Source organism: Pelovirga sp. (assembly GCF_059864205.1).
This window is the reverse complement of the sequence record NZ_JCBCBS010000025.1, coordinates 1-25,978: the sequence shown is the minus strand read 5'-3', so window position 1 is coordinate 25,978 and position 25,978 is coordinate 1. Positions and strand designations below refer to the sequence as shown.

Annotated in this window: 25 protein-coding genes; 4 read left to right on the top strand and 21 right to left on the bottom strand. The window is 52.0% G+C overall.

The window, feature by feature from the left end:
* The 13 genes from bamA to AC6F7T_RS01635 all read right to left on the bottom strand — a co-directional run.
* Nucleotides 1-2,131: outer membrane protein assembly factor BamA (bamA, locus tag AC6F7T_RS01695; RefSeq protein ID WP_500716240.1), on the bottom strand; the 2,131-nt coding region annotated here is incomplete at its 3' end.
* 63 nt (nt 2,132-2,194) lie between these two features.
* Nucleotides 2,195-2,887, bottom strand: a complete 693-nt coding sequence (locus AC6F7T_RS01690; protein WP_500716239.1) for an ATP-binding cassette domain-containing protein — start codon at nt 2,885-2,887, stop codon at nt 2,195-2,197.
* Complete coding sequence (locus AC6F7T_RS01685) at nt 2,880-4,127, bottom strand: lipoprotein-releasing ABC transporter permease subunit (protein WP_500716238.1); 1,248 nt, start codon at nt 4,125-4,127, stop codon at nt 2,880-2,882. The genes AC6F7T_RS01690 and AC6F7T_RS01685 overlap by 8 nt, the downstream gene beginning before the upstream one ends.
* A 13-nt stretch (nt 4,128-4,140) precedes the next feature.
* On the bottom strand, nt 4,141-5,628 hold the full coding sequence (lysS, locus tag AC6F7T_RS01680) for a lysine--tRNA ligase (protein ID WP_500716237.1): 1,488 nt from the start codon (nt 5,626-5,628) through the stop codon (nt 4,141-4,143).
* A 117-nt stretch (nt 5,629-5,745) separates the two neighbouring features.
* Nucleotides 5,746-6,159, bottom strand: a complete 414-nt coding sequence (locus tag AC6F7T_RS01675; protein ID WP_500716236.1) for a thioesterase family protein — start codon at nt 6,157-6,159, stop codon at nt 5,746-5,748.
* A 5-nt stretch (nt 6,160-6,164) separates the two neighbouring features.
* On the bottom strand, nt 6,165-6,980 hold the full coding sequence (gene mutM / locus AC6F7T_RS01670) for a bifunctional DNA-formamidopyrimidine glycosylase/DNA-(apurinic or apyrimidinic site) lyase (protein WP_500716235.1): 816 nt from the start codon (nt 6,978-6,980) through the stop codon (nt 6,165-6,167).
* 2 nt (nt 6,981-6,982) lie between these two features.
* Nucleotides 6,983-7,402, bottom strand: a complete 420-nt coding sequence (locus AC6F7T_RS01665; RefSeq protein WP_500716234.1) for a hypothetical protein — start codon at nt 7,400-7,402, stop codon at nt 6,983-6,985.
* Nucleotides 7,399-8,256 carry an ABC transporter permease subunit gene (locus AC6F7T_RS01660; RefSeq protein WP_500716233.1) on the bottom strand — a complete coding sequence of 286 codons (858 nt, stop codon included), beginning with the start codon at nt 8,254-8,256 and terminating at the stop codon, nt 7,399-7,401. Before AC6F7T_RS01660 ends, AC6F7T_RS01665 begins: the two co-directional genes overlap by 4 nt.
* On the bottom strand, nt 8,256-8,864 hold the full coding sequence (locus AC6F7T_RS01655) for a GspE/PulE/PilB domain-containing protein (RefSeq protein WP_500716232.1): 609 nt from the start codon (nt 8,862-8,864) through the stop codon (nt 8,256-8,258). The genes AC6F7T_RS01660 and AC6F7T_RS01655 overlap by 1 nt, the downstream gene beginning before the upstream one ends.
* Before the next feature lie 50 nt (nt 8,865-8,914).
* A complete protein-coding gene (locus tag AC6F7T_RS01650) occupies nt 8,915-9,910 on the bottom strand; it encodes an ABC transporter permease subunit (RefSeq protein ID WP_500716231.1) in 996 nt (331 codons plus the stop codon).
* Between the two features lie 6 nt (nt 9,911-9,916).
* Nucleotides 9,917-11,548 carry an ABC transporter substrate-binding protein gene (locus AC6F7T_RS01645; protein WP_500716230.1) on the bottom strand — a complete coding sequence of 544 codons (1,632 nt, stop codon included), beginning with the start codon at nt 11,546-11,548 and terminating at the stop codon, nt 9,917-9,919.
* Between the two features lie 20 nt (nt 11,549-11,568).
* Nucleotides 11,569-12,324, bottom strand: a complete 756-nt coding sequence (locus tag AC6F7T_RS01640; protein ID WP_500716229.1) for a hypothetical protein — start codon at nt 12,322-12,324, stop codon at nt 11,569-11,571.
* Nucleotides 12,321-14,072 carry a tetratricopeptide repeat protein gene (locus tag AC6F7T_RS01635; protein ID WP_500716228.1) on the bottom strand — a complete coding sequence of 584 codons (1,752 nt, stop codon included), beginning with the start codon at nt 14,070-14,072 and terminating at the stop codon, nt 12,321-12,323. The genes AC6F7T_RS01640 and AC6F7T_RS01635 overlap by 4 nt, the downstream gene beginning before the upstream one ends.
* Nucleotides 14,073-14,332: 260 nt before the next feature.
* Between AC6F7T_RS01635 and AC6F7T_RS01630 the strand changes: the two genes are divergently transcribed.
* The 4 genes from AC6F7T_RS01630 to AC6F7T_RS01615 all read left to right on the top strand — a co-directional run bounded on the left by AC6F7T_RS01630 (nt 14,333) and on the right by AC6F7T_RS01615 (nt 18,729).
* Complete coding sequence (locus tag AC6F7T_RS01630; RefSeq protein ID WP_500716227.1) at nt 14,333-14,590, top strand: hypothetical protein; 258 nt, start codon at nt 14,333-14,335, stop codon at nt 14,588-14,590.
* A gap of 22 nt (nt 14,591-14,612) precedes the next feature.
* The gene (locus tag AC6F7T_RS01625) at nt 14,613-17,837 is read left to right on the top strand and encodes a SpoIIE family protein phosphatase (RefSeq protein ID WP_500716226.1); all 3,225 of its coding nucleotides are present in this window, start codon (nt 14,613-14,615) and stop codon (nt 17,835-17,837) included.
* Nucleotides 17,838-17,932: 95 nt separating this feature from the next.
* Complete coding sequence (locus AC6F7T_RS01620) at nt 17,933-18,271, top strand: anti-sigma factor antagonist (RefSeq protein WP_500716225.1); 339 nt, start codon at nt 17,933-17,935, stop codon at nt 18,269-18,271.
* A 35-nt stretch (nt 18,272-18,306) separates the two neighbouring features.
* On the top strand, nt 18,307-18,729 hold the full coding sequence (locus tag AC6F7T_RS01615; protein ID WP_500716224.1) for an ATP-binding protein: 423 nt from the start codon (nt 18,307-18,309) through the stop codon (nt 18,727-18,729).
* Here the strand turns inward: AC6F7T_RS01615 and AC6F7T_RS01610 are convergent.
* From AC6F7T_RS01610 to AC6F7T_RS01575, 8 genes are all read right to left on the bottom strand, one after another.
* On the bottom strand, nt 18,726-19,373 hold the full coding sequence (locus AC6F7T_RS01610) for an HAD-IA family hydrolase (RefSeq protein ID WP_500716223.1): 648 nt from the start codon (nt 19,371-19,373) through the stop codon (nt 18,726-18,728). The two genes, AC6F7T_RS01615 and AC6F7T_RS01610, sit on opposite strands and share 4 nt — an antisense overlap.
* Nucleotides 19,370-20,149: a prolipoprotein diacylglyceryl transferase gene (gene lgt / locus AC6F7T_RS01605; protein ID WP_500716222.1), complete on the bottom strand. Its 780-nt coding sequence runs from the start codon at nt 20,147-20,149 to the stop codon at nt 19,370-19,372. The genes AC6F7T_RS01610 and lgt overlap by 4 nt, the downstream gene beginning before the upstream one ends.
* Nucleotides 20,146-21,024 (bottom strand): RluA family pseudouridine synthase, encoded by an 879-nt coding sequence (locus tag AC6F7T_RS01600; RefSeq protein ID WP_500716221.1) that lies wholly within the window; start codon nt 21,022-21,024, stop codon nt 20,146-20,148. The genes lgt and AC6F7T_RS01600 overlap by 4 nt, the downstream gene beginning before the upstream one ends.
* A 392-nt stretch (nt 21,025-21,416) precedes the next feature.
* A complete protein-coding gene (locus tag AC6F7T_RS01595) occupies nt 21,417-21,698 on the bottom strand; it encodes an integration host factor subunit beta (protein ID WP_500716220.1) in 282 nt (93 codons plus the stop codon).
* A 96-nt stretch (nt 21,699-21,794) separates the two neighbouring features.
* Nucleotides 21,795-22,685 (bottom strand): signal peptide peptidase SppA, encoded by an 891-nt coding sequence (gene sppA, locus AC6F7T_RS01590; RefSeq protein WP_500716219.1) that lies wholly within the window; start codon nt 22,683-22,685, stop codon nt 21,795-21,797.
* Nucleotides 22,686-22,746: 61 nt separating this feature from the next.
* Entirely contained in the window at nt 22,747-24,465 is a 1,719-nt protein-coding gene (locus AC6F7T_RS01585; protein WP_500716218.1) for a 30S ribosomal protein S1, read from the bottom strand.
* A 127-nt stretch (nt 24,466-24,592) separates the two neighbouring features.
* On the bottom strand, nt 24,593-25,321 hold the full coding sequence (cmk, locus tag AC6F7T_RS01580) for a (d)CMP kinase (protein ID WP_500716217.1): 729 nt from the start codon (nt 25,319-25,321) through the stop codon (nt 24,593-24,595).
* 4 nt (nt 25,322-25,325) lie between these two features.
* Nucleotides 25,326-25,978, bottom strand: a 653-nt coding sequence (locus tag AC6F7T_RS01575; protein WP_500716216.1) for a carboxyvinyltransferase, incomplete at its 5' end; no start/stop codon positions are given.

The window sequence follows — 25,978 nt, the reverse complement described above, 5'->3', positions numbered from 1 at the left end:
CACTGTGGCGCATATCGGAAAAATACTCCTCGTTATCACGCCAGGCATTTCCTGTGTCGTAAAAAAGGACGCCCTGCAAGCCAAGTGAGCGGTAGATAGGGAAAAGGTACTCTATATTAAAGTAGCCCATCTTTTCACCGCCGACATACACCCTATTGCCCAGGGTATTCGACTCAATGGGGCCGACTTCCCGGGTTTTGAAACCGCGCAAGGTCCTGATGCCCCCGAGGAAAAACCGTTCACTTAATGAAACCTCATCCCCACGGGTCGGAGTGATGTAACCCACTTCTCCATGGATGGAAAAAACTGTGCCCCAGAACAGCGGAAAAAAGTGGCGGTGAGAAGCAATCGGTCGCAAAAAATGTTCCGTACCACCCAGGCCGGCATATTCGAGGCTGATGCGGGTAACACCCCCACGGCTCGGATCATCATAAAAATCAGTACTGTTACGCACCCATTGGGTGGTGATGGAAGACAGGGTTGAACGACCTTCCTGGGCAGCGAGAAACTGATTTTCCAGAGCAATCTCACTTAAGTTAGTGATTTCCTTTTGTTCGTAACGATAGGTCACAAACACGCGCGAGTTGTCGCTGACCGGGTGACCGGCGCGAATTGCACCACCAGTACGCTCATCATCGTAGTCACGAAATTCGCGTTGTGAACGGTAAACCTCACCGCCCAGGGTCCAGTCGGTATCCAGAAAATAAGGATCGGTTATCGCCAGTGAGTAGGTATTACTTTTGGAACCGATGGAGCCACTTAAATTGAGATTTAAACCGCGTCCAAGAAAGTTCTCCTGAGAGATAGACCCTTGTGCCATCAATTTATCAACCGACGAATAGCCAAGACCAATGGAAAAGGTTCCGGTCAGCCGTTCTTCAACCGCCACCTCTACGACACTCAGATCTTCAGCCGAGCCAGGGCGATCGGTGACCTGCACTTCATCAAAAAAACCGAGGTTACGTACCCGACGATTGGCTTCCTTCATTTTGCTCGAACTATACAGTTCGCCTTCAATCACTGGAATTTCACGACGGATGACCTTGTCGCGGGTACGGACATTGCCACTGATATCCACCCGTTCGATGGACACCTTCACCCCCTGCTCGATCTCAAGTTCAATATCAAAGAGCAACTCGTCAGCTTTTCTGGTGGTCAATGGCACGACATTAACGTAGGCATAGCCACGATCAGCGTACAGGTCGGTGAGGGCGAGAATACTGTCCCGCAGTTCCAGACGACTGAAGACCTCCCCTTCTTTGAGCTTCACCTGCTGCAGTAATTGATCCTGTGGATACAGCAGGTCACCACTGACACTCAAAGCCCCGATACGGTATTGGCGGCCTTCATCAATTTCAATGTCAATAGTCAGATATTTATCATCAACCAGGGTGACAATCGGTTGCTGAACGATAACGTCCTGATATCCCCTATCATAATAGGCCATTTTAATCCGCTCGACATCGATCTCCATGACCTCTTCAAGATAGACCCCACGCCCCGTCAACCACGACAAAAACCAGCGTTCCCTGGTCTCGATGCTTTTCAGCAGTGCCCGCCGCTTTAACGCATTGTTGCCGCTGAAGTTGATGTTCTTAACGCGAATTTTCCGCCCTTCGTCGACCAGATAGACCAGTGTCACTTCACCGCGATCGTCCGTAACCAGCTGGGTGGTGATTTCAACAGCGTGATAACCGTCTTTGGTATAGGCATTCTTCAATTCCTGAACACTGCTTCTGACGCGGTTGTGGTCAAAAATAAACGGCGGCCTTAAAGTGGTGCTGTCGCGCAGCTTCTGATCAGACAGTTTTTTATTGTCACGAAACTCAAGGGTTCTGACCAAAGGAAGTTCCTGCAACGCAAAAACCAGGATATTACTCCCCTGTGCCTCATCGACCCGCGCGATCACATCATAAAAACCCCCGAGGGCAAAAATATTTCTCAAGTTTTCATCGACCAGGGCGTAACTGACAACGTCACCGGGGTTGATCGAAATTGCTCCGCGGATGGCTGCCGTAGCCACCCGGTGGTTCCCCTCGATCTGCACCTGTGCTACCCTGAATTCATCAGCCGCAGCTGAAAAGACCGAAACAACCGTCAGCAACAGCGCAACAATGAGTGATCTAGACATCTAAAGCCTCAACTGGTATGGGAACAAACAAGGGGCAGATTATAGAAGAGTGCGTCGCCAACATCAATTTAAAACATCTCCTGCCAGCACCCCATCCTCAATTCTCAGGACACGATCGAGACCGGCAGCTAACGGCAGGTTGTGGGTTACGATCACCATCGTCAGACCACGACTTTTGTGCATCCGGTTGAGCAGGGCAAGGATCTCATCTGATGTACCGGTATCCAGATTACCGGTAGGTTCATCGGCCAACAGCAATTGCGGTTCGTTGACCAACGCACGGGCGATGGCTACCCGCTGCTGTTCCCCGCCGGAAAGGGCACCGGGCTTATGGGTCAATCGGTGCGTCAGGCCTACCTCGGAGAGGATGTCTGCTGCTTTTTCGGTGGCCAACTTGCGCGATTCACCAGCAATCAAGCGCGGCATCATGACATTTTCCAGCGCGCTGAATTCCGGCAATAACTGGTGAAATTGAAAGACAAATCCGACGGTACGATTACGAAAAGCATCAAGGGCCTGACCGCGCAAAGAAAACACCTTCTCCCCTTCGACCACGACTTCACCTGAGGTTGGCGCATCAAGCCCACCAAGAATATGCATCAGCGTGGTCTTGCCGGCACCGGAGGTCCCGACCACGGCGACCCGTTCGCTACGCTTGATCTGCAGATCGATACCACGCAACACATCAATAACGCCACCAGGAGTCTGAAACCTTTTATGCAACTGGTGCACCACCACCATGGGTTTTTCAGTCATAGCGCAGTGCCTCTGCCGGATCCATGCGTGAAGCGTGCCAGGCGGGGTAAATGGTTGCCAGCAACGAGATGGTCATCGCCATCATCACGACCGCTACAACCTCAACAACAACAATCTCTGAAGGGAAGCGCTCCATGCCGTAGACCGCCTGATCAAAAATCTGGATACCGAACAAATTTTCGAAACCCTTGATCAGGGTATCGGCATAGTAGGCTAATGTCACACCCAGGCTGGTCCCCAACAGGGTCCCCATGGTGCCGATAATCAACCCCTCAAACAGAAAGATTTTCATAATGCTCCGCGAGTTAGCGCCCATGGCTCGCAAGATAGCAATATCACGTGTTTTTTCCATCACCACCATGATCAGGGTGGTGGCAATATTGAAGGCGGCAACCAGGACAATAATCGCCAGAACGATAAAAAGGCCGAGTTTTTCAAGCTTCAACGCTGACAAAAAAGAGCCATACAGACTTTGCCAGGGACGTACCACCGTGGGGAATTCAAACTGACTGGACAATCGATCGGCGACAAAAGGGGCCCGTTCAAACAGATCCACCTCGATTTCGATACCACTGACAACCCCCTCGGACGCAAAGAACGTCTGGGCTTCCGGTAAGGGGATATAGGCATAAAAACTGTCGATCAGACTGCTCTGCTTTTCAAAAACAGCAACGACTCGAAAGGGTTTCATTTTCGGCATCATACCGAACGGGGTGACGTTAAACAGGGGGGGGATGACATTGACCAGCCCGCCGACATCGACCCCCAGGGTTGTCGCCGTATCCATGCCGATGATGATGCCGGGGCGATCATCGGGTGCAAAAAACAGCTCGCCGATCTCGTCGCCGTACCAGGTTCGCAGCGATTGGGCAAGGATCTTGTGATCTTCGTCAACCCCCTTAACACTGACAGCAGCGACATTGCCACCGGCCAGCAGCATGGCCTCGCGCGACACAAAGGGGGTCGCCGAGACAACATGGGGGATTTGCTTTGCCGCCTTCACCAGTTCACGCGGATTTTCGATCCCTTCACCATAGCGCTGGATCAGCACATGCGGCACGTTACCGAGAATCTGCTGGCGTACGCCATCGGTAAATCCGGTCATCACCGCCTGCACCAGAATCAGCGCAGCAACCCCCAGGGTCACGCCGGCGATGGAAATAAAGGAGATTACCGAAATAAAGGTCTGCTTGCGCTTGGCGCGCAGATAACGCAGGCTGACAAACCACTCATAGGACATGAAATCTTAAGCCTTAACCCACCTCGGGGCGCATCTGGGGGAAGAGAATAACATCGCGGATGCTGGCGGAGTTGGTCAGCAGCATCACCAGACGATCGATACCGATCCCCTCGCCGGCCGTCGGGGGCAGACCGTACTCAAGGGCACGGACATAGTCCTCGTCCATAGCGTGAGCCTCTTCGTCCCCTGCCGCCTTTTCTTTGAGTTGATCGAGAAATCGCTGTTTCTGATCAATGGGATTGTTCAACTCCGAAAAAGCATTGGCCAACTCACGGCCGACGATAAACAGCTCAAAACGATCAACGACATCGGGGTTCACGTCATTTTTGCGCGAGAGCGGGGAAATTTCGGTAGGATACTGGGTAATAAACACCGGATTCCACAACTGCGGCTCAACAACCTCGTCAAAAATCTCTGCCAGCAGCTTGCCATGGCCGATGGCGCTGTCAAGTTCCAGCCCGAGGGTGTCGTTGGCATAGGCCAGAGAGCGGTCACGGTCATCGAGCATTTGCTGTTCAACGCCGGCATACTTGACAATGGCACCTTTGAGGGTCAGACGCTCCCACGGCGGGGTCAGATCAACCATCTTTTCACCATAAGGAATCACCAGGGTGCCGCACACCTGTTGTGCCACATGACAGATCAGTTGTTCAGAAAAATCCATTAAATCTTCATAGGTGGCATAGGCCTGGTAAAATTCCATCATGGTGAATTCGGGGTTATGCTGAATCGATATCCCTTCATTGCGGAAATTACGATTGATTTCAAACACCCGCTCAAAGCCGCCAACCACCAGCCGTTTCAGGTAGAGTTCCGGAGCAATGCGCAGAAACAGATCCATTTTCAAGGTGTTGTGTCGGGTCACAAAAGGCTTGGCCGTTGCTCCGCCGGCAATCTGTTGCATCATCGGCGTCTCGACTTCGAGATAATCGTGCTCAAGCATGAAGTCACGAATCAGGTTGACGATGCGGCTGCGCTTGCGAAAAACCTCACGCACCTCAGGATTGACCATCAGATCGAGATAACGCTGGCGATAACGGGTTTCGACATCGGTCAACCCATGCCATTTTTCCGGCAGAGGCAATAATGATTTGGTCAGGAGTTGCACTGCGGAGGCACGGATCGACAGTTCATCGGTCTGGGTGCGAAACGGCACACCACAAACACCGACGATGTCACCGATATCAAACTTTTTAAAATGGCTGAAGGCGTCATCGCCAATTTCCTTTTTGGCAATGTAAACCTGAATCCGGCCACTACCATCCTGCAACTGCAGAAAAGCCGCCTTGCCGAAATCGCGCCGCGCCATGATGCGCCCGGCAAAACGATACTCCGTGGTGGAGCCTTCAAGATCGTCACGTGCATCCTGCTGGTGATTAACGCTAATCTGCCGGGCGTTATGGAGCACCTTGAAATCGTTGGCAAAAGGGTTAACCCCGGCGGCTAAAAAAGCGTCGATTTTTGCTCTGCGCTGTTGCAACAGATCGTTTAACTCTTCCATGATTTATTACCCTCAATTGATCGAAAAATTAAGAGACGAACAATAACGCTTGTTTCAGGGATGCGTCAAGCAGGAAACCAGATCACGAAGATCCGCTAGCGCTCCCAACGAATAGACTCAACCGACACGAAGGGTGGTTTCCAAAGCAGTGCGAAACAATAGCGGCATGCGGCACGGTTTACGCTGCTGATAATCGAAACAAACCAGCACAGTGGTGCCTTCTGCGGTCACCTCACCGTTGCGGCTGATCCGGTATTCGAGGGTAAAGGCGGAACGTTTGAGAGCAGCAACCCGCACGCCGATCTGCAATTGGTCACCATGCAACATCTCCTGGCGATAGTAAGCATGTGCTTCCGGCATGATCAGGCCGCAACCACCGATCTCGATCTCGGAAAAAGGCCCAAGCTCTGCCAGAAAAGCCAATCTGGCCTCCTGAAAGATGGTTAGAACTGCTGCGTTGCTGACATGACCACCATAATTGATGTCACCGATGCCAACCCGATAGGGAAAAGAAAAAAAAGGGTTATCCATGACTGTTACCTCTGGCAGAAGGTGCAATAGAAGGTTGAACGTTGCCCGACCCGACAGGTGTAAATGGCGCGACCACAGTGAAAACAGGGGGCAGATCCGCGGCCATAGACAAACAATTCCTGGCGAAAATAACCGGGACGCCCGTCGCTGTCGGCAAAATCACTGATGGTGGTGCCACCAGCGGCAATCGCCTGAGCGAGAACCTCTTTTATGGCCGCCACCAGACGCTGATAACGCAGCCGCCCGATCCACCCGGCAGCCCGCAGCGGATGAATACCGGCACGAAACAGGGCCTCATTGGCGTAAATATTTCCAACGCCGACGACAACCTTCTGATCCATGATAAAGGTCTTTATTGACTGCGATTTACCCCGTGATCGACGATAGAGTGCCCTCCCCTGAAAACTGTCGTGCAGCGGTTCCGGGCCAAGATTCTTAAGAAGCGGGTGGTGCAGCAGGTCATCCGACGAATAGAGAAAGACTCCAAAGCGACGCGGATCAGTGAAGCGCAGGCAGGTACCTTCGGTAAAAATCAGGTCAACATGGTCGTGCTTGTTTTCAGTAGTTCCTGCCGGCACAATGCGTAACACCCCGGACATCCCCAGATGGATCAGCAGACCACCCTGATCGAATTCCAGCAACAGGTATTTGGCACGCCTCGACACCTTGCGGATGGTCTGTCCGGGAAGGTCCTCGCATAACTGAGGATCCAACGGCAGGCGCAATTTGGGAGCGCGCAGAATCAGCTCCTGAATGGTCTTGCCACAGACATGAGGGGTGATGCCGCGACAGACAGTTTCCACTTCCGGCAGTTCAGGCATGATTAGAACCGCACCTTGTCAAGCGCCTGGTCAAAATGACTGAAATCGACCAGGACGGCAGGCACTGGTAAATCCAGTTCATCCAGCTTCTGGGCGGAGTGATAACGCCATCCCTGGCTGGTATCTGTCAGTAGCGCCAGCTCGACCATGCGACGGGTCGCCCCCTCATGGACATACTCGACGATCTGGAGGCACTCAACCTGCATGACATCAAGGCAGCGCTCCATGGTGCATTGCCACGCCACAAGTTTGACATCAGCGAGCTGCTCGCGGGCAAAGGCCAAATAGCTGGACAGATCGGGAAAATGCTGGAGAAAGGGCGCTTGCGGATGATAACTCGCGTAAACTGCGGCGTAATCACCACGATGATGAGCCGCAAAGCGCTGGCGCAGACAATCGGCCGGGGTCGCGCTGAGAGTCATTCTTTTATCCGCGGGTCGAGGGCGTCACGAATCCCCTCGCCCAGCAAGTTGTAACCCAGAACCGTAATCAGAATCGCTAACCCCGGAAAAACCGATAACCACCAGGCGCTGCCCAGGGTCTGTTTTCCAATAATCAGCATATTTCCCCAGGACGGCGTTGGCGGCTGGACACCAATCCCGAGAAACGACAGGGCACTTTCGGTAAGAATAGCACCGGCAACCCCCAACGTTGCCGAGACCAGTACCGGCGAGAGGGCATTGGGCAGGATGTGACGAAAAATCAGGCGCCCATCGGTAGCTCCCAAAGCCTGAGCAGCAAGGACAAAATCGCGCTGCCGGAGACTCAAGAATTCAGCACGAACCAGTCGCGCCACCCCCATCCAGCTGGTCAAACCGATGACGATCATAATGTTCCAGATCGACGGCTCGAGAAAAGCGATGACCGCGAGAATCAGGAAAAAAGTCGGAAAGCACAGCATGATATCGACAAAACGCATCATCACGGCATCAACCCAACCACCGTAATAGCCCGCCAGAGCACCACAAAGAATACCAATCAGGGTCGATATCCCCACAGCAACAAACCCGACCAGCAGGGAAATACGTGCGCCATAGAGCATGCGTACCAACACTTCACGCCCCAAATCATCCGTCCCTAAAGGGTGCTCCCAGCTTGGTGGCTGCAGGCTCTTGCTGACATCGATGGCGGCTGGATCGATACTGGTGAAACTTGCGGCCACGGCCATCATGAACATGAACAGGACGATGGCACCCCCAGCAAGCGCCATGCGATTACGTCGAAAGCGCTGCCAGACAACATCACGTAAAAAATTGCTACGGGGCAGGTTTCGCATCAGACGCCGTTGATCCTTTCGATATCTGCCTGGCTTAAAATCCCTTTTTCCTTAAAAACCTGCAACAGTCGATCAAAGCGGACATCAAGCTCGGGGGTTAAATCCACTAGATTGCCATCGAAAAATTCTTCAAGTTCTCCAACAGGGTTCTGCAGGTATAGATCCTCATCTTCATTCATCGTGATTGCGCGCAAGATATCTTCTTCAGTTGCCACCAGCGGCATAACACGACAACCGGTAATAAATTGCAGATTTTCAATCAGGCGCAAATCGGTTGGATCAGTCATAGCCACCCGCAGGATTCTATCTTTCCCCTGATAGCGCAACTCCACCGGAAACACCTTTAACTGCTGCATCCGCTCAGCCGGCAGCAATTCCAGCAACAATGGATCGATAGTCAGTTCTTCGAGACTGATGTGCGAGTAAAGTTGTTGAGCTTCCAGAAACTCGACAATCGTCTCCTGGGGTAAATAACCGAGCTTGACCAGCGCGGCTCCAATCTGCCCACCGAGATTGCGCTGAAAAGACAAGGCCGAATCGAGCTGAAATTGATCAATCAGTCCCGCTTCCAACAATAATTCGCCCAACATATTCGATTTAATTTCCATAGATACTCCTCATCTTGCCGCGCATGTTACCCAGCTATAGGCTGTCAGCTTCACCCTTTTCCAGCAACCTGGCGACCATGGCGAATGCGTGGATCGGCCAGGGCATAGCAGATATCGGCAAGCAAATTCCCCAGCAAGGTCAGTACCGCACCCATCACCAGAATCCCCATGATCAGGGGATAATCACGCATCATCACCCCATCGAAAAACAGCTTTCCCATACCGGGAATGGCAAAAATCGTTTCAAAAATCACGCTGCCGCCGATCAATCCCGGTACGGATAGACCAAGAATAGTAATCACCGGCAACAGGGCATTCCGCAAGGCATGTTTGTAGATTACCGTATGTTCTGACAACCCCTTGGCGCGCGCCGTAAGGATATAGTCCTGACGGACAACTTCCAGCATATTGGAGCGCATATAGCGGGAAAAACCGGCCAGTCCACCGATAGCGGAGACAAACACCGGCAGAATCAGATGGCTGATGCGATCAAGAATCTGACCGGAAAAACTAAAATATTCATATCCCAGGGACTTCAGTCCGGAAATCGGCAACAGCCCGAGGCGCACACCAAACCAATCCATCAACAGCAGTGCCAGCCAGAATGACGGCATGGCAAAGCCGGTAAACACGAGTACGGTAGTAGTCCGGTCAAACAGAGAGTTACGCCGTACGGCCGAGACAATCCCCAACGGAACAGAAACCGCCAGGATAAAAACAATCGACAGCAGATTGATCAGAATAGTCACCGGCAGCCGTTCGAGGATTTTATCAAGTACCGGACGCCGATCGCCGGCAAAGGATTCACCGAAATCAAGTACCGCAAGGCGCCCGAGCCATTGTCCGTATTGAATATGCAATGGCTGATCGAGGCCATATTGACGGCGTAACCGCTCCTGCAGTTCGGCACTGGCCTGGGGATTCATCTGTGTCTGCAGGTCGGTCGGCTCCCCCGGTGCCAGATGGATGACCACAAAGGAGATCAGGGTGATTCCCAAAAGCAACGGAATCAGGAGTAACAGGCGTCTGGCAAGATAAGGTAGCATCGCGTCCTAGCGTGTGTATTTCTGTTCAGCCGTGGGCACATACCAATGCTGAAAGTTATAGCGGATTCCTGCCGGTGCCGGCTCAACCCCACGGAAGCGCCGGGATACTGCCGGTAGCGCCTCGGAAACGTACAAAAAAGTGTAAGGCTGCTCCTCGGCAAGGATTTCCTGAAAACGATCATAATACTGTTTGCGCTGCTGTTGATCGAACACCCGGCGCCCGCGTTCCAGCAGTTCATCCACCTCAGAATGCTCAAAACCGATAAAATTCAGTTGACCGGGTGCCGTTTTGCTGGAATGCCAGATATTGTACTGATCCGGTTCCGGCCCACCGCTCCAACCGAGAATAGTCGCGTCAAAATTTCCCGGATTGATAAAGTCCTTAAGGAATGTCGCCCATTCGATCACCCGCAGACGGACATCCACCCCGATTTCGCGAAAGCGCCGCTGAATGATTTCCCCGGTCTTGATGCGCAGATCGTTCCCCTGGTTGGTAACAATGGTAAAAGCCAGGCGCTGACCATCCTTGTTGAGAATCCCGTCACCGCTGGTATCCTGCCAGCCCGCTTCTGCCAGCAGTTGTCGGGCTTTTTCCGGGTTGTAATGATAGCGCCGCACATCCGGGTTATAGACCCAGGTATCAGGCTTATAGGGGCCGGTAGCAACATCACCATAACCGAGCAGAACACCATCAATCAACTCCTGTTCATCAATGGCATAGGCAAGGGCCTGACGCACCCGTTTATCGGCAAACAGTGGCCGCCGCAGATTATACCCAAGATAGGTGTAACCAAAACTTAAATATTGATATTTATTGTAGTTTCTACGAAATGCCAGGGTATCGGTCTGACGGTCGAATTGCAGCGGTGTCAAGCCCATAAAGTCGAGGCTGCCGGTTTGCAGCTCAAGAAACTGGGTCGACACATCGGGAATGATGCGATAGACCACGCGGCGGATATAAGGCGGCCCTGCGAAATAGTCGGTATTGGCCTCGAGGACAATCTTCTCGCCACTGACCCACTCGCCAAAACGATAAGGACCTGTGCCGACCGGGCTACGCGACAGGGGACTGCGCAAGACATCGGTTCCCGCAAGGAGATGGCGCGGATGAATAGCCGTTGCCCAGCTCTGCAGTGCCGGCGCATAGGGTGTATCGTAGTGGGCAATAAAAGTGTAAGGGTCGGGCGTCTCAACCCTGGTCACCTGACTGAACGATTCTGCATAGGCGGTCGGGATCTCAGGGTCGATATACAGCTCATAGGTATATTTAACATCGTCGGCGGTAAAGGGGGTACCGTCGTGCCAACGTACGTCGCGGCGCAGATAAAAGGTCAGGGTGCGGTTGTCCTCCGACACCTCCCAGCGTTCAGCCAATTCCCCTTCCAGTTCGAGTTGGCCGTTATAACGTAGCAGGCCATTGTAGACCAGACTGTTGATGGCACTGGACGCCGAATCGGAAGAAAGCACCGGCAGCAGATTACTGGCATCGCCGATAGACGCCTCGATAAAGGTATCACCATATTCCGGCGCCATCGCTTCCGACATTCCGGGAAGCGACTCTTCCGACCGGGGCTCACAGGCAAACAGAAACAGCAGGAGAGCAGCAGCGAGACCTAACCTCGAAAAAGCGTGCGACATGACGGACCTCATATTCATCATCAGGGCAGCGGCTCAATAACAATGTTGTCAGGAGCCTGCAAGGTAAAACGTCCCGCAGGGATATCACCATTGAGGGTTAATTCATTGATACGCATGGCCAGGATCACATCATCCTGGGGCATATGCAATGCAATGCGCCGGGGAAACCCGTCAGCCGGCGCAAAACGTGAATAATCAACAGCCAGTAGTGTCTCTTGATGTTGTGCATATTCACTACCGGTCAGTTGTAATTGACCATTGAAAAAAAAGGTCTGGGTAAAAGCCCCCTTAATCAGCAGCAACGCCAGCAGATCACCACGCTTGCGCACCTGCGCCTGATGATAAGCAAAAATCGGCGGGTCATAAAGCAGCACGGCCACCAGCACCTGTGGTGGCAAAGGAAACTTGACAAAGCGGGAAAAATTTTCTTCTGTTGCGTTGCCACGATAGAAACGTGGCGGACTGGTGGTGTTGAGCAACACGGAGAGCACATCACCATCAGTAGTCAATTGCATGACAAGCTGGCCAAAACCAGTCAAGGCATCCACGCGGATACGGTCCGGCTGCTCTGCCAGAATAAACTGCTGGGTCGAGAAATGCTGTCCATCCGCCGTGATGGATACCAAGGCCGCGGTGTCAAGTCGGCGATTGGTGCCCGCCCGTGCGTGGAGAATGTCGAGTAACTCGGTTGCCGCCGGGACATCAGTCCATAGTGGCTCAGGCGGTCGCGCACAAGCACTGACTAACAGCAGTAATAGCAACAGCAACCACCTCATTGGTTAAGCTCCCGGCGCAGCTTGTCGAGCTTTTCCTGCACCCCTTCCGCTTCCGGATCGATCGTCAATGCATCACGATAAGCCTGTATTGCTTGAGCGTAAAGCTGCATCACCTGGTAGAGATCCCCCAGATGTTCAAGGATCACCTGATCATCCGGTTGCATAGTGATGGCACGCTCCAAATGAATACGGCTTTGAGCATATTCGCCGCGCTTAAAATAGACCCAGCCAACCGTATCTTCAATATAACCGGCAGACTTTAATTCCAGAGCACGCTTGGCACGCTGCAGCGCCAGATCAAGATCGCTGTTAGCTTCGGCCTGGGAATAGGCCAGAAAATTCAAAGCATCAGCATGTTCTGCGTCAATGTGCAGAACCCTTTCCATCACCGCCAGAGCAGACTGATGATTGTCCAGGGCATCAAGCACCACCCCTTGCTGGTACAACAGGCGTGCATCCTGTGGGTGGCGCTCGATCGCCTCAGTGGCAAACTTCAGCGCCGGAACCAGATCCTGCTGATGTTGATAAAAGGCAACCAGATAATAATAGACCTCGCTATCGTCGATTCCCTGTTCCAGCAAAGCCTGCAACAGCCGGGTACCCTGTTCCACCACCCCTTCCTGCAGTTGCAGATAAGCCAATTGCAGCATGGCATCGCGATAAATAGTTGCCCCAGGCGTCACCAGCTGTAACTGTTCTATTGCTGCCCGATAGTGCTTTTGGCCGATCAGGGCAAGAGCGAGAAAATAATGATTGCGGCCACCACTTTCGCCGGAATCGATCAGTTGCCGGAATTCCTCTGACGCTTGCTGCCACTGATTCATGTGCAGATAGAGCAGGCCAATCTGATTGCCAGTGCGCGTTGAAGGGAGTTGCTCGCGCACAATTAACAACTGGTCAAGGGCCAGTTGTGGCTGCTGGCGGGCAAGATAGAGTTGCGCCAACTGCTGACGGATCGACGGAGCAAAAGGGGTTGTTTTAAGGGTTTTCAGGTAGAGTTCCTCGGCCGCTGCGACATCCTGCTGCTCCAGCACCTGCCCTAGTTCCAACACAACTGCCGGCTGTTCCGGGCGCGTCTTGAGATAACGGTAATAGACCCTGATCGCGTCATCATGCTGCTGATTGTCACGATAGATGCGCGCCAGGGACAGCATGGCCTGATCGGCGTCGGGACGCTTTTGCAGCAATTCCTCGAGGGTCTCAAGGGCCTCAGCAACCCGTTCCAGCTGGACAAAAGCCATAGCCAGGCGCAAGGGCAACGATTCATCATCCGGCGCCAGTTTCAACGCCTGCTTGAACTGATCGATGGCTTCAAGGCCGCGCTGTTGCATCAGATAAATATCGCCGAGCAACAAGTGCGTTTCGGGAAGAAAAGGTGGCTCGCTTAGCAGCCGATTCAAAAAAACCACAGCAGCGTCAGGACGATCCAGATGAAGGTATACCCGCGCCAGCAGAAGTTGCAAATAAGTCGACTTCGGATCGCGATCCACAGCGCGTTCAAGGGCACCCAATGCAGCTTCCCAGTCGCCATCAGCGCTATGCATTCGAAACTGGGCAAAAGCCAACAGCGCCGGCGAACGGGGGTTACCAGGCAACTCAGCCATCGGCTGCTGATCGGTTGGGACGGCAACGGACGGAGCCTGACGATGGGGTGCCGAAAAAACACCGCTACAACCGCTGAGGAGCATCATAAAAACAACTAAAATCGTGGTAGAATGAACCGGTGTGGAGAATATACGCGCGTTCAAAGGTAATCCTTCAATAACTGTTACAAACAAATGTATGGCCTCTTTATTCATAACACATGCCCGGCGATTACAAAAGATGTGTTGCAGCGGAAACCCGTCCCCCGGGGTCAACAACCAAACGGAGTCAAATGAGCCCGTTGTCCTCATTGTCGCTATTCCCGGTTGTAATTATAAAATGGGAAGTTTAGTCTGTTACCGTGGGTCCTTGTCAGACGAAAACATTTTTGGCCGCATACCGGCAACCGGCACAAGGGGGCTTCATGAGACAACATCATCCAAACAATACCCTTCGTGAAGCTTGGATTCTGTTCATGTTCCTCGGGATGATTATGATCAATTTTCCCTTTATCCATATTTTTTACGGCGATATGTCCATATTGGGCATTCCCAGTCTGGTGGTGTATTTCATGTATGGCTGGCCGGCCTCTATCGGTGTGATCTGGCTGTTCGTCCGCCGCCTGGAAATGCACAGTCTGGCCCAGCATCAGCTAAACAAAAATAACTCTCACGAACGGTGATAGCGATTAGGGGTTGGATACTATGAGGGTGATTCCAGCAGAAATAATCATTACCGTCTTCCTGTGTTATTTCGCCCTGATCTTTTTTGTTGCCTACTATGCTGACCGGCGCCGCAAAGCCGGTCACAGTCTACTCTCAAACCCACACATTTACACCCTGTCAATCGCCGTTTACTGTACCAGCTGGACCTTTTACGGCAGCGTCGGCAAAGCAGCAACCACCGGACTGGACTATCTGCCGATTTACCTGGGGCCAACCCTGATTGCCTTCGGCTGGTGGTTTCTGCTGCGTAAGATGGTGAGGGTCAGCAAGGAACAGAACATCACCAGTCTGGCCGACTTTCTTGCCAGCCGCTACGACCGTTCTGCCATTCTTGGTGCGATTGTCACCCTCTTTGCCGTTTTCGGCATTACCCCCTATATCGCCCTGCAGCTGAAGGCCATCGCCAAAACCCTGGACATTCTCTTTTTGCCGCTGAAAAACCTGGACGAACCAACCTCAAATTTAATCTCTTATCTGCCGGGGCAAGTCGACTCAGCCCTTCTTGTCACCTTGTTACTGGGGGCATTCGGCATCCTCTTTGGCGCACGCCACCTTGATTCCTCAGAGCGTCATGAAGGGCTGGTTGTTGCAGTAGCGCTCGAATCACTGGTCAAACTGGTGGCATTTATCGCCGTTGGTGTTTTTGTGACCTATGGGTTGTTCAACGGTTTTATCGATCTTTTTCAGCAGTTTTACGAACGCTTTCCTGATCGCAGTTATCTGTTTGCCGTGGGCACAGCTGAGGTGCCCTATACGAAATGGTTCTCCCTGATCGTCATTTCCATGGCGGCGATCATGTTTTTACCGCGCCAGTTTCATATTATGGTGACGGAAAATGCCAACGAAGAGCACATCCAAAAAGCGATGTGGCGCTTTCCCGCCTACATGTTCCTGATTAATCTGTTTGTCCTGCCCATTGCCATGGGCGGACTACTGCTCAACAACGGCGACACAACGCAAGCTGATTATTTTGTCCTGACACTGCCGTTAGCCGCCGACCAGCCCTGGCTGGCACTGCTGGTCTTTATTGGCGGACTTTCCGCTGCCGCCGGCATGGTGATGGTTTCATCAGTGACCCTCGCCACCATGATCCTCAATCATCTCGTCATGCCGGTCATTCTGAAGTTGAAACTACGGGCTCAGGACCTTTCCGGCATCCTTATCAACATCAAACGTTTGGGTATCATTGTTGTCGTTCTTTTAGGTTACTTCTATTTTACTGTCATCGGTGACTCTTACGCTCTGGTCAATATCGGTCTGATCTCCTTTATGGCCGCTGCTCAGTTTGCTCCCGCCATGATCGGCGCCATTTACTGGAAGCGCGCCAACAAATATGCGGCCATCTGGTCCATCAGTCTGGGTTTTGCCATCTGGGGATATACCCTGCTGATCCCCTCATTCGTTCGTTCCGGCTGGATCGACAACAGCCTGCTGGAGCACGGACCGTTCGGCATTGCCCAATTAAAACCCCTTGAGCTGTTTGGTCTGAGCGGCTTCGAAATGTATACCCACTCCCTGTTCTGGACCCTGTTGCTCAATCTCGGCACATACTGCATGGTGTCCATTCTGACCAGGCAGAGTGAAGCAGAAAAAATCCGTGCCGCAATTTTTGTTGATGTTTTTGCCGGGCAGGAGCAACCGGATGAACGCTTAACACGGATCAGCAAAGCGCCAACGATTGTTGAATTTATTGATCTGATGTCCAAATTTATCGGTGAAAAACCGGCACAAACCGCCATTTCAATTTTTTTGGCCGACAAGCAAATCGATCATCGCGGCAGCCTCAATGATCAGGATATTTTCAGCCTGAAAAGTTTCACCGAACGCACCCTGGCCGGTCACGTCGGTGCCGGTTCCGCGCGCATTATCCTTGAAAATTACCTGGCGGCGCGAGGCAGCGAGATGGAGAATATCTTCGACATCTTTGGTTCTGTGACCATTGATGGTGCCATCAGCCGCGAACACTTGAGCGTTTTGTACGATGTCTCGCAGCTGGTTTCCAGTGGCGAAAGCTTTCAGACCAAACTCGACCGCATTCTCGAATTATTGACACAACAGTTTAAATTTGACCTCTGCGTCATCCGTTTTCTCGAACCTAAAACCCGCACCTTGCTGGTCAAAAGTCTGGTCGGCGAAACCTTCAATCACTTTGGCAAGTCGGAACGCAACCTGTCCAACGAAACCTACATTGGCCAGGCTTTTCTTTCCAATGTCGCGATGGTTGTCAATGATAGCGATGAACTGGAAAAGCCGGCGTCCTCAGCCATCATCCAGGCCGAGGGCATCACCTGCTTTGCCCATCTGCCGATCGCTCTTGAAGGGGAACCGGTGGGTATCTTGTCTGCTTTTTCACGCTCCGGCAAAGGGGTCTTTACCAGCGAATTTATCGCCCTGCTGGAAAACATTGCCGGACAGGTTGGCATTGCCTGGCGCAATGAGCAGCAGATCGGACGCCTGCTGCAGGTGCGTGAGCAGGAACGGGAAATGCAGATCGCCAAGGATATCCAGATGGGGCTGTTACCTGCGTCCTTACCGGTGATGGAAGAAATTCAGGTAGCCGGACTCTGCGTTCCTGCCCATCAGGTCGGCGGCGATTACTATGATTTTATCATGCGGAATGATGGGCGCTGCGATGTGGTTATCGCCGATGTCTCAGGACACAATATCGGTTCTGCGTTAATTATGGCGGAAACACGGACATTCATTCATTCCCGGGTTTACGACATAGAAAGTCCGGCCGCCATGCTTCACGCACTCAATGACTATTTCCTCAAGGACCTCGATCGTTCCGATCTGTTTGTCACCATGTTTTATCTGCAATACAATCTTGCCAGTCGTCAACTGATCTACAGCAACGCTGGTCACAACCCGCCGTTGCTGTGGCGCCACCAGCATCAACTGATAGAACCGCTGGATGCTGAGGGGTTGATTTTTGGCGTCCGCAAGGATGTTAATTTCGAACAACACAGCATCCGGCTTGAGCCCGGCGATATGTTACTACTTTATACCGACGGCATCATCGAAGCCGAAGACAGCCATCAGAACCTGTTTGGCCAGGAGCGTCTGGAGAAACTGCTGAGCGAAGAGGGGCAGACGACACCGCAGGAACTGATTGACCAGATATTGACCCAGATCAGGCTTTTCAGCGGCTATCGCCATTTTAATGATGATGTCACCTTGTTGGCGATGAAAATTCTAAAATGACTCTATGAATCAACAGTCACGGCGTAAACTGTTGTATAATGTCGAAAAACAAACGTAAGCTTGTTACCGCAACCGGCATAAAAGGAGTAAATGCAATGCAATTAAAAATCAGCGAAAAGGAAGAAAACGTCATTATCACCGTCGAGGAAGAGCGGATGGATGCCCACAATAGCGGCAACCTCAAGGAACGTATGCTGCAACTCTTTGACGAAGGAAAATGCCAGCTGGTGATCGATCTGGCAGCCGTCCGTTTTATCGACTCCTCCGGCCTCGGCGCCCTGGTTTCGGGTTTCAAAAACGCCAGTGCCCGCGATGGCAGTCTCAAACTCTGCTGCCTGCAACCGCAAGTCCGCTCCATGTTTGAACTGACCCGTCTGCATCGCGTTTTCGAGATTTTTACGACCCTGGAAGAAGCCCTTGACAGCCAGTCCTGAACAACGGCCGTAACACTGCTGTAAAGAAGGTTTTTATGTCTAAACGGGTGGAACTCAACATCAAGGTGCCCAGCCAGACACGCTATCTCGCCATGGTTGGCCAGATCGGTGAAAGCCTGGCTTTTTCCTTGAACAACTACCGGGGAAACAGGCGCGAACTGGCTTATCACCTGAATCTGTGTTTAACCGAAGCGATGACCAATGCCATTTGTCACGGTAACGATTCCGACCCGGAAAAAGATGTCCACATCACTATCTCTGCCTCGGATGATGATCTGATCATCCGGATCTACGACCAGGGGCCGGGCTTTGAGATCGGTGCCCGCCACAAGGTCAACGCCCACCCCTGTGATGAGGGGGGGCGTGGTGTCAACATTATTCTTAAACTGATGGATAACGTCAGGTATGTGCGCAACAAAGGGGTTAATGTTCTCGAGATGACGAAATTCCTGGATTAGCTAAAAGGGGTTGGAAGGCTCAAGTGCTCGAGCAGATCGCGATGGCGGCCCAATACCCTGTTAACGCTTTTTTCCCGCATAAACCATTCTCCGTAGCCTAAAAAATGAAATGACCCGGCCGTTGCTGCTGCCTGGTCCAGATCTGAGTCGCCAATATAAAGGCACGCTTGCGGTAGGTGTCCGAGATGGTGGGCGGCCAGTAACAGCATGTCCGGTGCCGGCTTGGGCTTTTTGACATCGCGGCTGGTCACCACGGCAGAAAAAAATTCCCCCAAGGCAAAATGCTCTAAGATCGGTATAACACTGGAACCCCGATTGGTGGCAATTGCCAGAGGATAGTGTTTTGCGACAATTTCGAGAACCTGGTGCAATTCCGGCATCGGTGTCATCAAGGGAATAAACTGTCGATAATCGAGTTCCGCTGCAAACGCCAGGGCCGCCGGCACATCCTCTGCGCGCATCAGCCCCGCAAGGACATCAGGCGAACTGGCGGTATGACACAAGTGAGCAGCTTCCTGTTGTTCAGCACTGATCGCCGGATAGTCAAAGGCCGCAAATATCTGATTATAATAGGCCAGGTTTGCAGCGTGACTCGCAAACAAGACGCCATCGCAATCGTAGATGATGGCTTCAACTTTTTTCATCGTTCAGACCGTTTAAATAACCACACCAGCATCACCCCCCCGACAGCCATCATCGGCAGGGAAAGCAGTTGCCCCATGGTGGCGCCTCCCCACAAAAAACCAAGATGGGTGTCCGGTTCGCGAAAAAACTCAACACTGAAACGGGCTAACCCATAACCCAGCAAAAAAACGGCTGCCGGTACGCCGCGTCTTACGCCAAGGCGGTGGAGACCATAAACCACCAGCAACAGAACCAGCCCCTCAAAAAAAGCCTCATAGAGCTGGCTCGGGTGACGCAGTTCAGGGCCGGCGGCAGGGAAAACCATCCCCCAGGGGAGATCCGTTGGCCGCCCCCACAATTCACCATTGATATAGTTGCCAATCCGTCCCAGCCCCAGGCCGATGGGGACGGCAGCGACGGTCAGATCGCCAAGTTGTAACAGCGGAATGGCGCGCCGCCAGGCATACCAGAGCAAGACGATGAGAACACCGAGCAAGCCACCATGAAAACTCATCCCCCCTTCCCAGATATACACTATTTCATGGGGATGCCGGAGATAGTACGCCGGATGATAAAAAAGTGTGTATCCCAGTCTTCCTCCAGCAACCACGCCAATGACCGCGTAAAACAAAAGATCGGCGACAGCGTCGCGATTTAATGGATACTGGCGCAACCGACAGACATGGATCATCATAAAGTAGCCACCAACAAAGCTCAGCAGGTACATCATCCCGTACCAACGCACAGCCAATGGTCCAATGGAAAAAATGATCGGATCGATTTGACCTGCTATCATCCTTCAGTCCTTTTAAGAAATTGCAATGCCTGATGCATATCTTCCGGCATTGGCACAGAGAAATCCACTTGCTGTGAGGTTACAGGATGTAAAAATTTGAGTCGTTGTGCGTGCAGCAGCGGCCGTTCTATAGGCATACCATCGAGAGCCACAGGTCCGCCATAGCGCTGATCGCCAAGCAATGGACACCCCAATTCGGCCATGTGGGCACGAATCTGGTGAGAACGCCCGGTTAGAATCTGCACTTCAACCAGTGAACTGTCATACAGGGGGACGTTAACCCGATAACGGGTGACGGCCAATTTACCCCCGGCAGCAACCGTATGGACACGATTTTCCCGGCGCGAGCGCGCTAATAATGAACGGATTTCCCCCGAATCCGGATCAGGCCGCCCGGCCACCAGTGCCATATAGGTTTTATCCACGGCACCGGTCGAGAACATTTCTGTCATTTTTTTATGCGCCTGCGGGTGAATGGAAAACGCGATGAGCCCGGATGTCGAGCGATCAAGCCGTTGAATCATACCAATCTCCGGCTTCAACTGCAGACGATAGGGATCCTGCAAATACACCTGTAGGGCTTCATAGAGAGTACCCTTATAGCGAGCGTGGGTCGGCTGGGTTTCAATCATCGCCGGTTTATTGACAACTAACAGATAGTTGTCTTTAAAAATAACATCGGCAGGACAGATGCGCCAGGGCACAAGGGGCAGATGATCGAGATATAGCTCAACCTGATCACCGGTAGCGAGGATTTTCGAGGTGGTACGGGTGCGTTGGCCATTGATATGAACGCCGCCAATATCAATCACTTTACGCACCTGAGAACGTGACAGCTCAGCGACTGCCAGCGGAAAAAACTTATCGAGTCGCATTCCGGCCTGTTGCGAGCCAACTATGAGGCGATAAATTTTCCATTTTTTTTTTATACTATTCATTTGACCTGAGCATTTATGAAAAAGATTAAATCTATTGACAGAATATCTGCTGATGATAATATGAGATTAACTAACGCATTCAAGTTTTCTGGGATGCGCGGGAAGCGTGCCGAGTCTTTGACCAACGCTATCTAATGACCTTAAACTGTTCGTGTGGTTATGGTGAGCAAGCCGACTCTCAAGCCGGAAGCCTGAAGTAGCCACCGCAGACGAAGCTTAATCGAGGTCATCGTCCGGCAGCACCCCGCCATCCTGGAAGCCATCAGATAAAAAGCCCTGAATCAATGATTCAGGGCTTTTTCCATTAAAGGGGCCATGGCGGCGCCGTTTTAAAGCGCGTCAACCCGTTCGCGCAGCTCCTTGCCGGTCTTAAAGAATGGCGTTTTGCGTGATGCAATGGCTACAACCTCACCACTTTTAGGATTTCTGGCTTCACGGGCGCTGCGCTCTCGTACGGAAAAGGAACCAAAACCACGAATTTCAACCCGATCTCCTTGCGCAAGAGCCGAGCCAATACCATCAAAAATTACGTTGACAACGGCTTCAGCCTCTTTTTTATTTAATAACTCGTGTTCTTCTGAAAGCTTTTCAATCAACTCACTTTTAGTCATTATCCACCTTCCACATAGGCAAATTCAATCTAGTTTCCGAGTTAGAAACGGCATTATGTTCATCCCTGATTTTTTAGAAACACGTTATCTATCGGCTTACCGGCCAGTCCATAAATACTTCGGCCCCGCTGCACCGTTGAAAGCCACATCCACTCCACCAATACGATTCAGGAGAATATTCAAGTAGCGCTGTAAAAACGGTTGTCTCTCAGGTAGTGGATAGACCAGATCGGGTTTCCCGTCCAGACCGACCCGCAGAGCAGCATGTGCAACTGCATCATTGAATCCGCCAAGCTCATCAACAAGACCTACTTCAAGAGCCTGGCGCCCGGTAAAAATACGCCCATCAGCATAAGGAGCAAGCTCATCAATGGGGATATTTCGCCCGTTACTGACGACCTCAACAAACTGGTTGTGTACATCAATGATCATTTCATGCAGCAAATGACGCTCATCATCGGTCATGTCACGCTGCGCAGAACCAAGATCCTTATAGGGGCCGCTCTTGATCACTTCAGATCTGACGCCGACTTTGCCCAGCAACTCCTGATAATCGGGAAAACTCATCACCACACCGATACTGCCGGTAATGGTACCGGGATTGGCAAAGATACGTTCTCCAGCCATCGCCAGATAATAACCCCCAGAGGCAGCTACTGCGCCGAAGGACACAATCACCGGCTTTTTCTGCCCCAGCTTTTTTAGCTCATGATAAATTTCCTGGGACGGGCCAACGGCGCCACCTGGCGAATCAATACGCAGAACAATAGCCTTGACCTTGTTGTTGTCAAGAAAGTCATCAATCTGCCTGACGATCACCCGTTCGTTGCTGACCATCCCGGTGATTTCGAGGACACCGATCTGCCTGGTAGAGGTCGACAGTAGCGATCCACTACGGAAATATCCGGCCGCAACAAATACCAGCAAAAAGAAAAAAAAGATGCCGCCGATTAACAAAGATGCGAGAAAAAATGGACGTTTTTTCATTTCTTCCCCATAAAAAAAGGCCCAGTACAGGCTGGGCCCTTTTATTAGAGTTCATCTTGAATCAGTCGTCAGCTTTACGATCCATCGCACCCTGAAGCAGGGCTCCAAGGCTTGATGTCGCCTGCTTCTGTGCACCCATAAATTCATTGACTTCAGCTTTTTCCTTCTGCTCATCAATGTTTTTGACCGACAGGGCAATCTTGCGATCCACTGTATCAACCTGTAGCACGGCGGCCTCAAGAACGGCACCGACTTCAGCAAAGTCCTTGGGGTTATCGATCTTTTCCTTGCTCAGTTCAGAAACATGGATCAGACCTTCAATGCCCTCCTCAAGCTCGATGAAAATACCGAAATCGGTAACCGAGGTGACCTTGCCTTTAACGATGGTGCCGCGGGCGTAACGCACCGGGACCGAATCCCATGGATCAGGGCTTAGCTGTTTGATACCAAGGGAGAAACGTTCGTTTTCGCAATCGATATTAAGAACTACCGCCTTGACCAGATCACCTTTTTTGAAGGCGTCTGATGGGTGCTTGATGCGCTTGGTCCAGGAAAGATCGGAGATATGAACCAGCCCGTCAATCCCTTCATCAACACCAACAAACACACCAAAATCCGTTATATTCTTCACCTGACCTTCGATGATGGTACCAATCGGGAATTTTTCGCCGATCACTTCCCAGGGGTTGGGTTCAATCTGCTTTAAACCCAGGGAGATGCGGCGATTTTCAGAATCAAGGGCAAGGACTACCGACTCAACTTCGTCGCCGATATTCAATACCTTGTTCGGGTGCTTGATGCGCTTGGTCCAGCTCATTTCAGAGACATGGATCAGACCCTCAACGCCCTCTTCAAGCTCAACAAATGCCCCGTAATCGGTCAGGCTGACAACCTTGCCGACCACTTTGGATTCGACCGGGTATTTAGCCGCAACATCAAGCCACGGATCGGGAGCAATCTGTTTGAGGCCCAAAGATACACGCTCTTTATCACGATCAAACTTGAGCACCTTGACATTGATCTTGTCGCCGACAGCAAGAATGTCCGACGGATGCTTGACGCGGCCCCAGGACATATCGGTAATGTGCAGCAAGCCGTCAATACCACCGAGATCGATAAACGCACCATAATCGGTGAGATTTTTAACAATACCTTCAGCAACCTGGCTCTCTTCAAGGGTCTTGAGGGTTTCGCCACGTTGTGACTCGCGCTCGCTCTCAAGCAGAACCCGACGTGACAGCACGATATTGCCACGGCGCTTGTTCAGTTTAATAATCTTGAAGTCGAAGCTCTGGCCGATAACCTTGTCGAGATTACGTACCGGACGCAAATCAACCTGTGAGCCAGGCAAAAAGGCATTGACGCCGATATCAACCGACAGACCGCCTTTGATGCGACTGATGATACGACCTTCAACAACGGCACCTTCTTCCAGAGAATTCCAAATTTTCTGACGATCCGCTTTTTCTTTGGAAAGGACAATCAGACCACTGTCACTCTCACCACCGCCGAAGAGGACATCATATACGTCGCCAACCTTGACGTTGATATTCCCTTTTTCGTCAGCAAATTCACGTAAGGGGATCATCCCTTCCGATTTGTAACCGACATCAACAACAACCGCATCAGGTGTTACCTGGACAATCGTTCCTTGCACAACGTCGTTACGCTTCAGCTCGAAGCCGCCCTGTTCATAGTCCTTGAGCAGTTCTTCGAAATTCTCCTCACCATCAAAATCCTGCATTTCATTGTCGTCGAACATGTCTTTGTCTTCTACCATTGGAGATGTTACCCCCTTGCGAATTTTCCGACGCCTTGCGACGGCGGACTCAAATTTTGAGACTGCGAAAGTTAGCACAGCATTTAAAAAAAACAAACCAATATTTTTCAGGCAGTTATTCTTTTTTTCAGTCGTTCCCTTTTTGTTTGCGGATTTGTTGCCGTTCCTTGACTTGCCGCGCCATCAATTCCAGGACATCATCGATGGACATCTGCGTTGAATCAACAACAACAGCATCGGGTGCCTGCTTTAGAGGGGCTTCAGCGCGATTGATATCGGCCTGATCACGTTCGCGTACCGCCGCGATGGTCTGGGCCAGATCGGCATCAATGCCTTTTAGCTGCAACTCTGCATAACGCCGCCGCCCACGTTCTTCAGCTGAGGCAGAGAGAAAAAACTTCACGTCGGCGTCGGGAAAAACCACCGTGCCGATGTCACGGCCTTCGAGAACAACCCCTCCCGACTCTCCCAGTTTTCTCTGCATCAGCAGCATAGCGGCGCGTACTGCCGATGATGCCGCCACTTGCGGCGTCAGCCTGGTTATTTCCGGGGTACGAATCTGCTCAGTGATATCTTCCCCCATGGCACAGACCTTGAGTCCCGTCCCGGTGGCGACCAGATCAATTTGCAAGTTGCTGCATAAATCTTTCAGTGACACCTCATCGTTCGGTTCCAGGCCACGCTGGGCAACCAGATAGGCAACAGCACGGTACATCGCCCCGGTATCGATATAGACATAGCCCAGCGCCTCAGCGAGACGGGTGCTGATCGTGCTCTTACCGGCACCGGCCGGACCATCAATCGCGACAACCAGACCTTTATCCCGTGTAATTTTACTTGTATCGATGACTGTCATGCTATCAGTCCTGACGGATCAGGGTGAGCAGATCCCAGAACCCGGGGAAGGAGGTTTCAGTGCAAGCGGTGTCCTCAATTGTCACTTCGCCGGCGGCCCGCAATGACGCAATCGCCATACTCATGGCGATGCGGTGATCGCCATAGGAGGTGACCTCACCGCCAGCCAGGTACCCGGTACCGGTAATCCGCATGCCATCAGCCAGAGGTTCTGCCTTACCCCCGAGCTGATTCAGACAATGGCAGACCGCCTCGATTCGATCGGTTTCCTTGACGCGTAACTCGGCAGCATCGGTGATGACTGTCACCCCGGCGGCAAAGGTCGCGGCCACACTGATTACCGGAAACTCATCAATAGCGCGCGGCACCAGTTCGCCGTTGATCTCTATCCCCGTCAACAAGCTGCTTTTGACCAGCAGATCCGCCACCGGCTCACCGCATTGCTGACGCTCGTTGAGCAGTTCGATCGATCCGCCCATCTGCCGCAAAATATCGATAATGCCGCTACGGGTCGGGTTGATCCCGACGTTTTTCAATAATAGTTCGGAGTCTGGAACAATCAGTCCGGCAACCAGAAAAAAAGCCGCTGACGAAATATCGCCCGGCACTATCAGGTCGCGCCCTTCAAGTGCAACCGGCCCCATCACCCGTGCGCCGA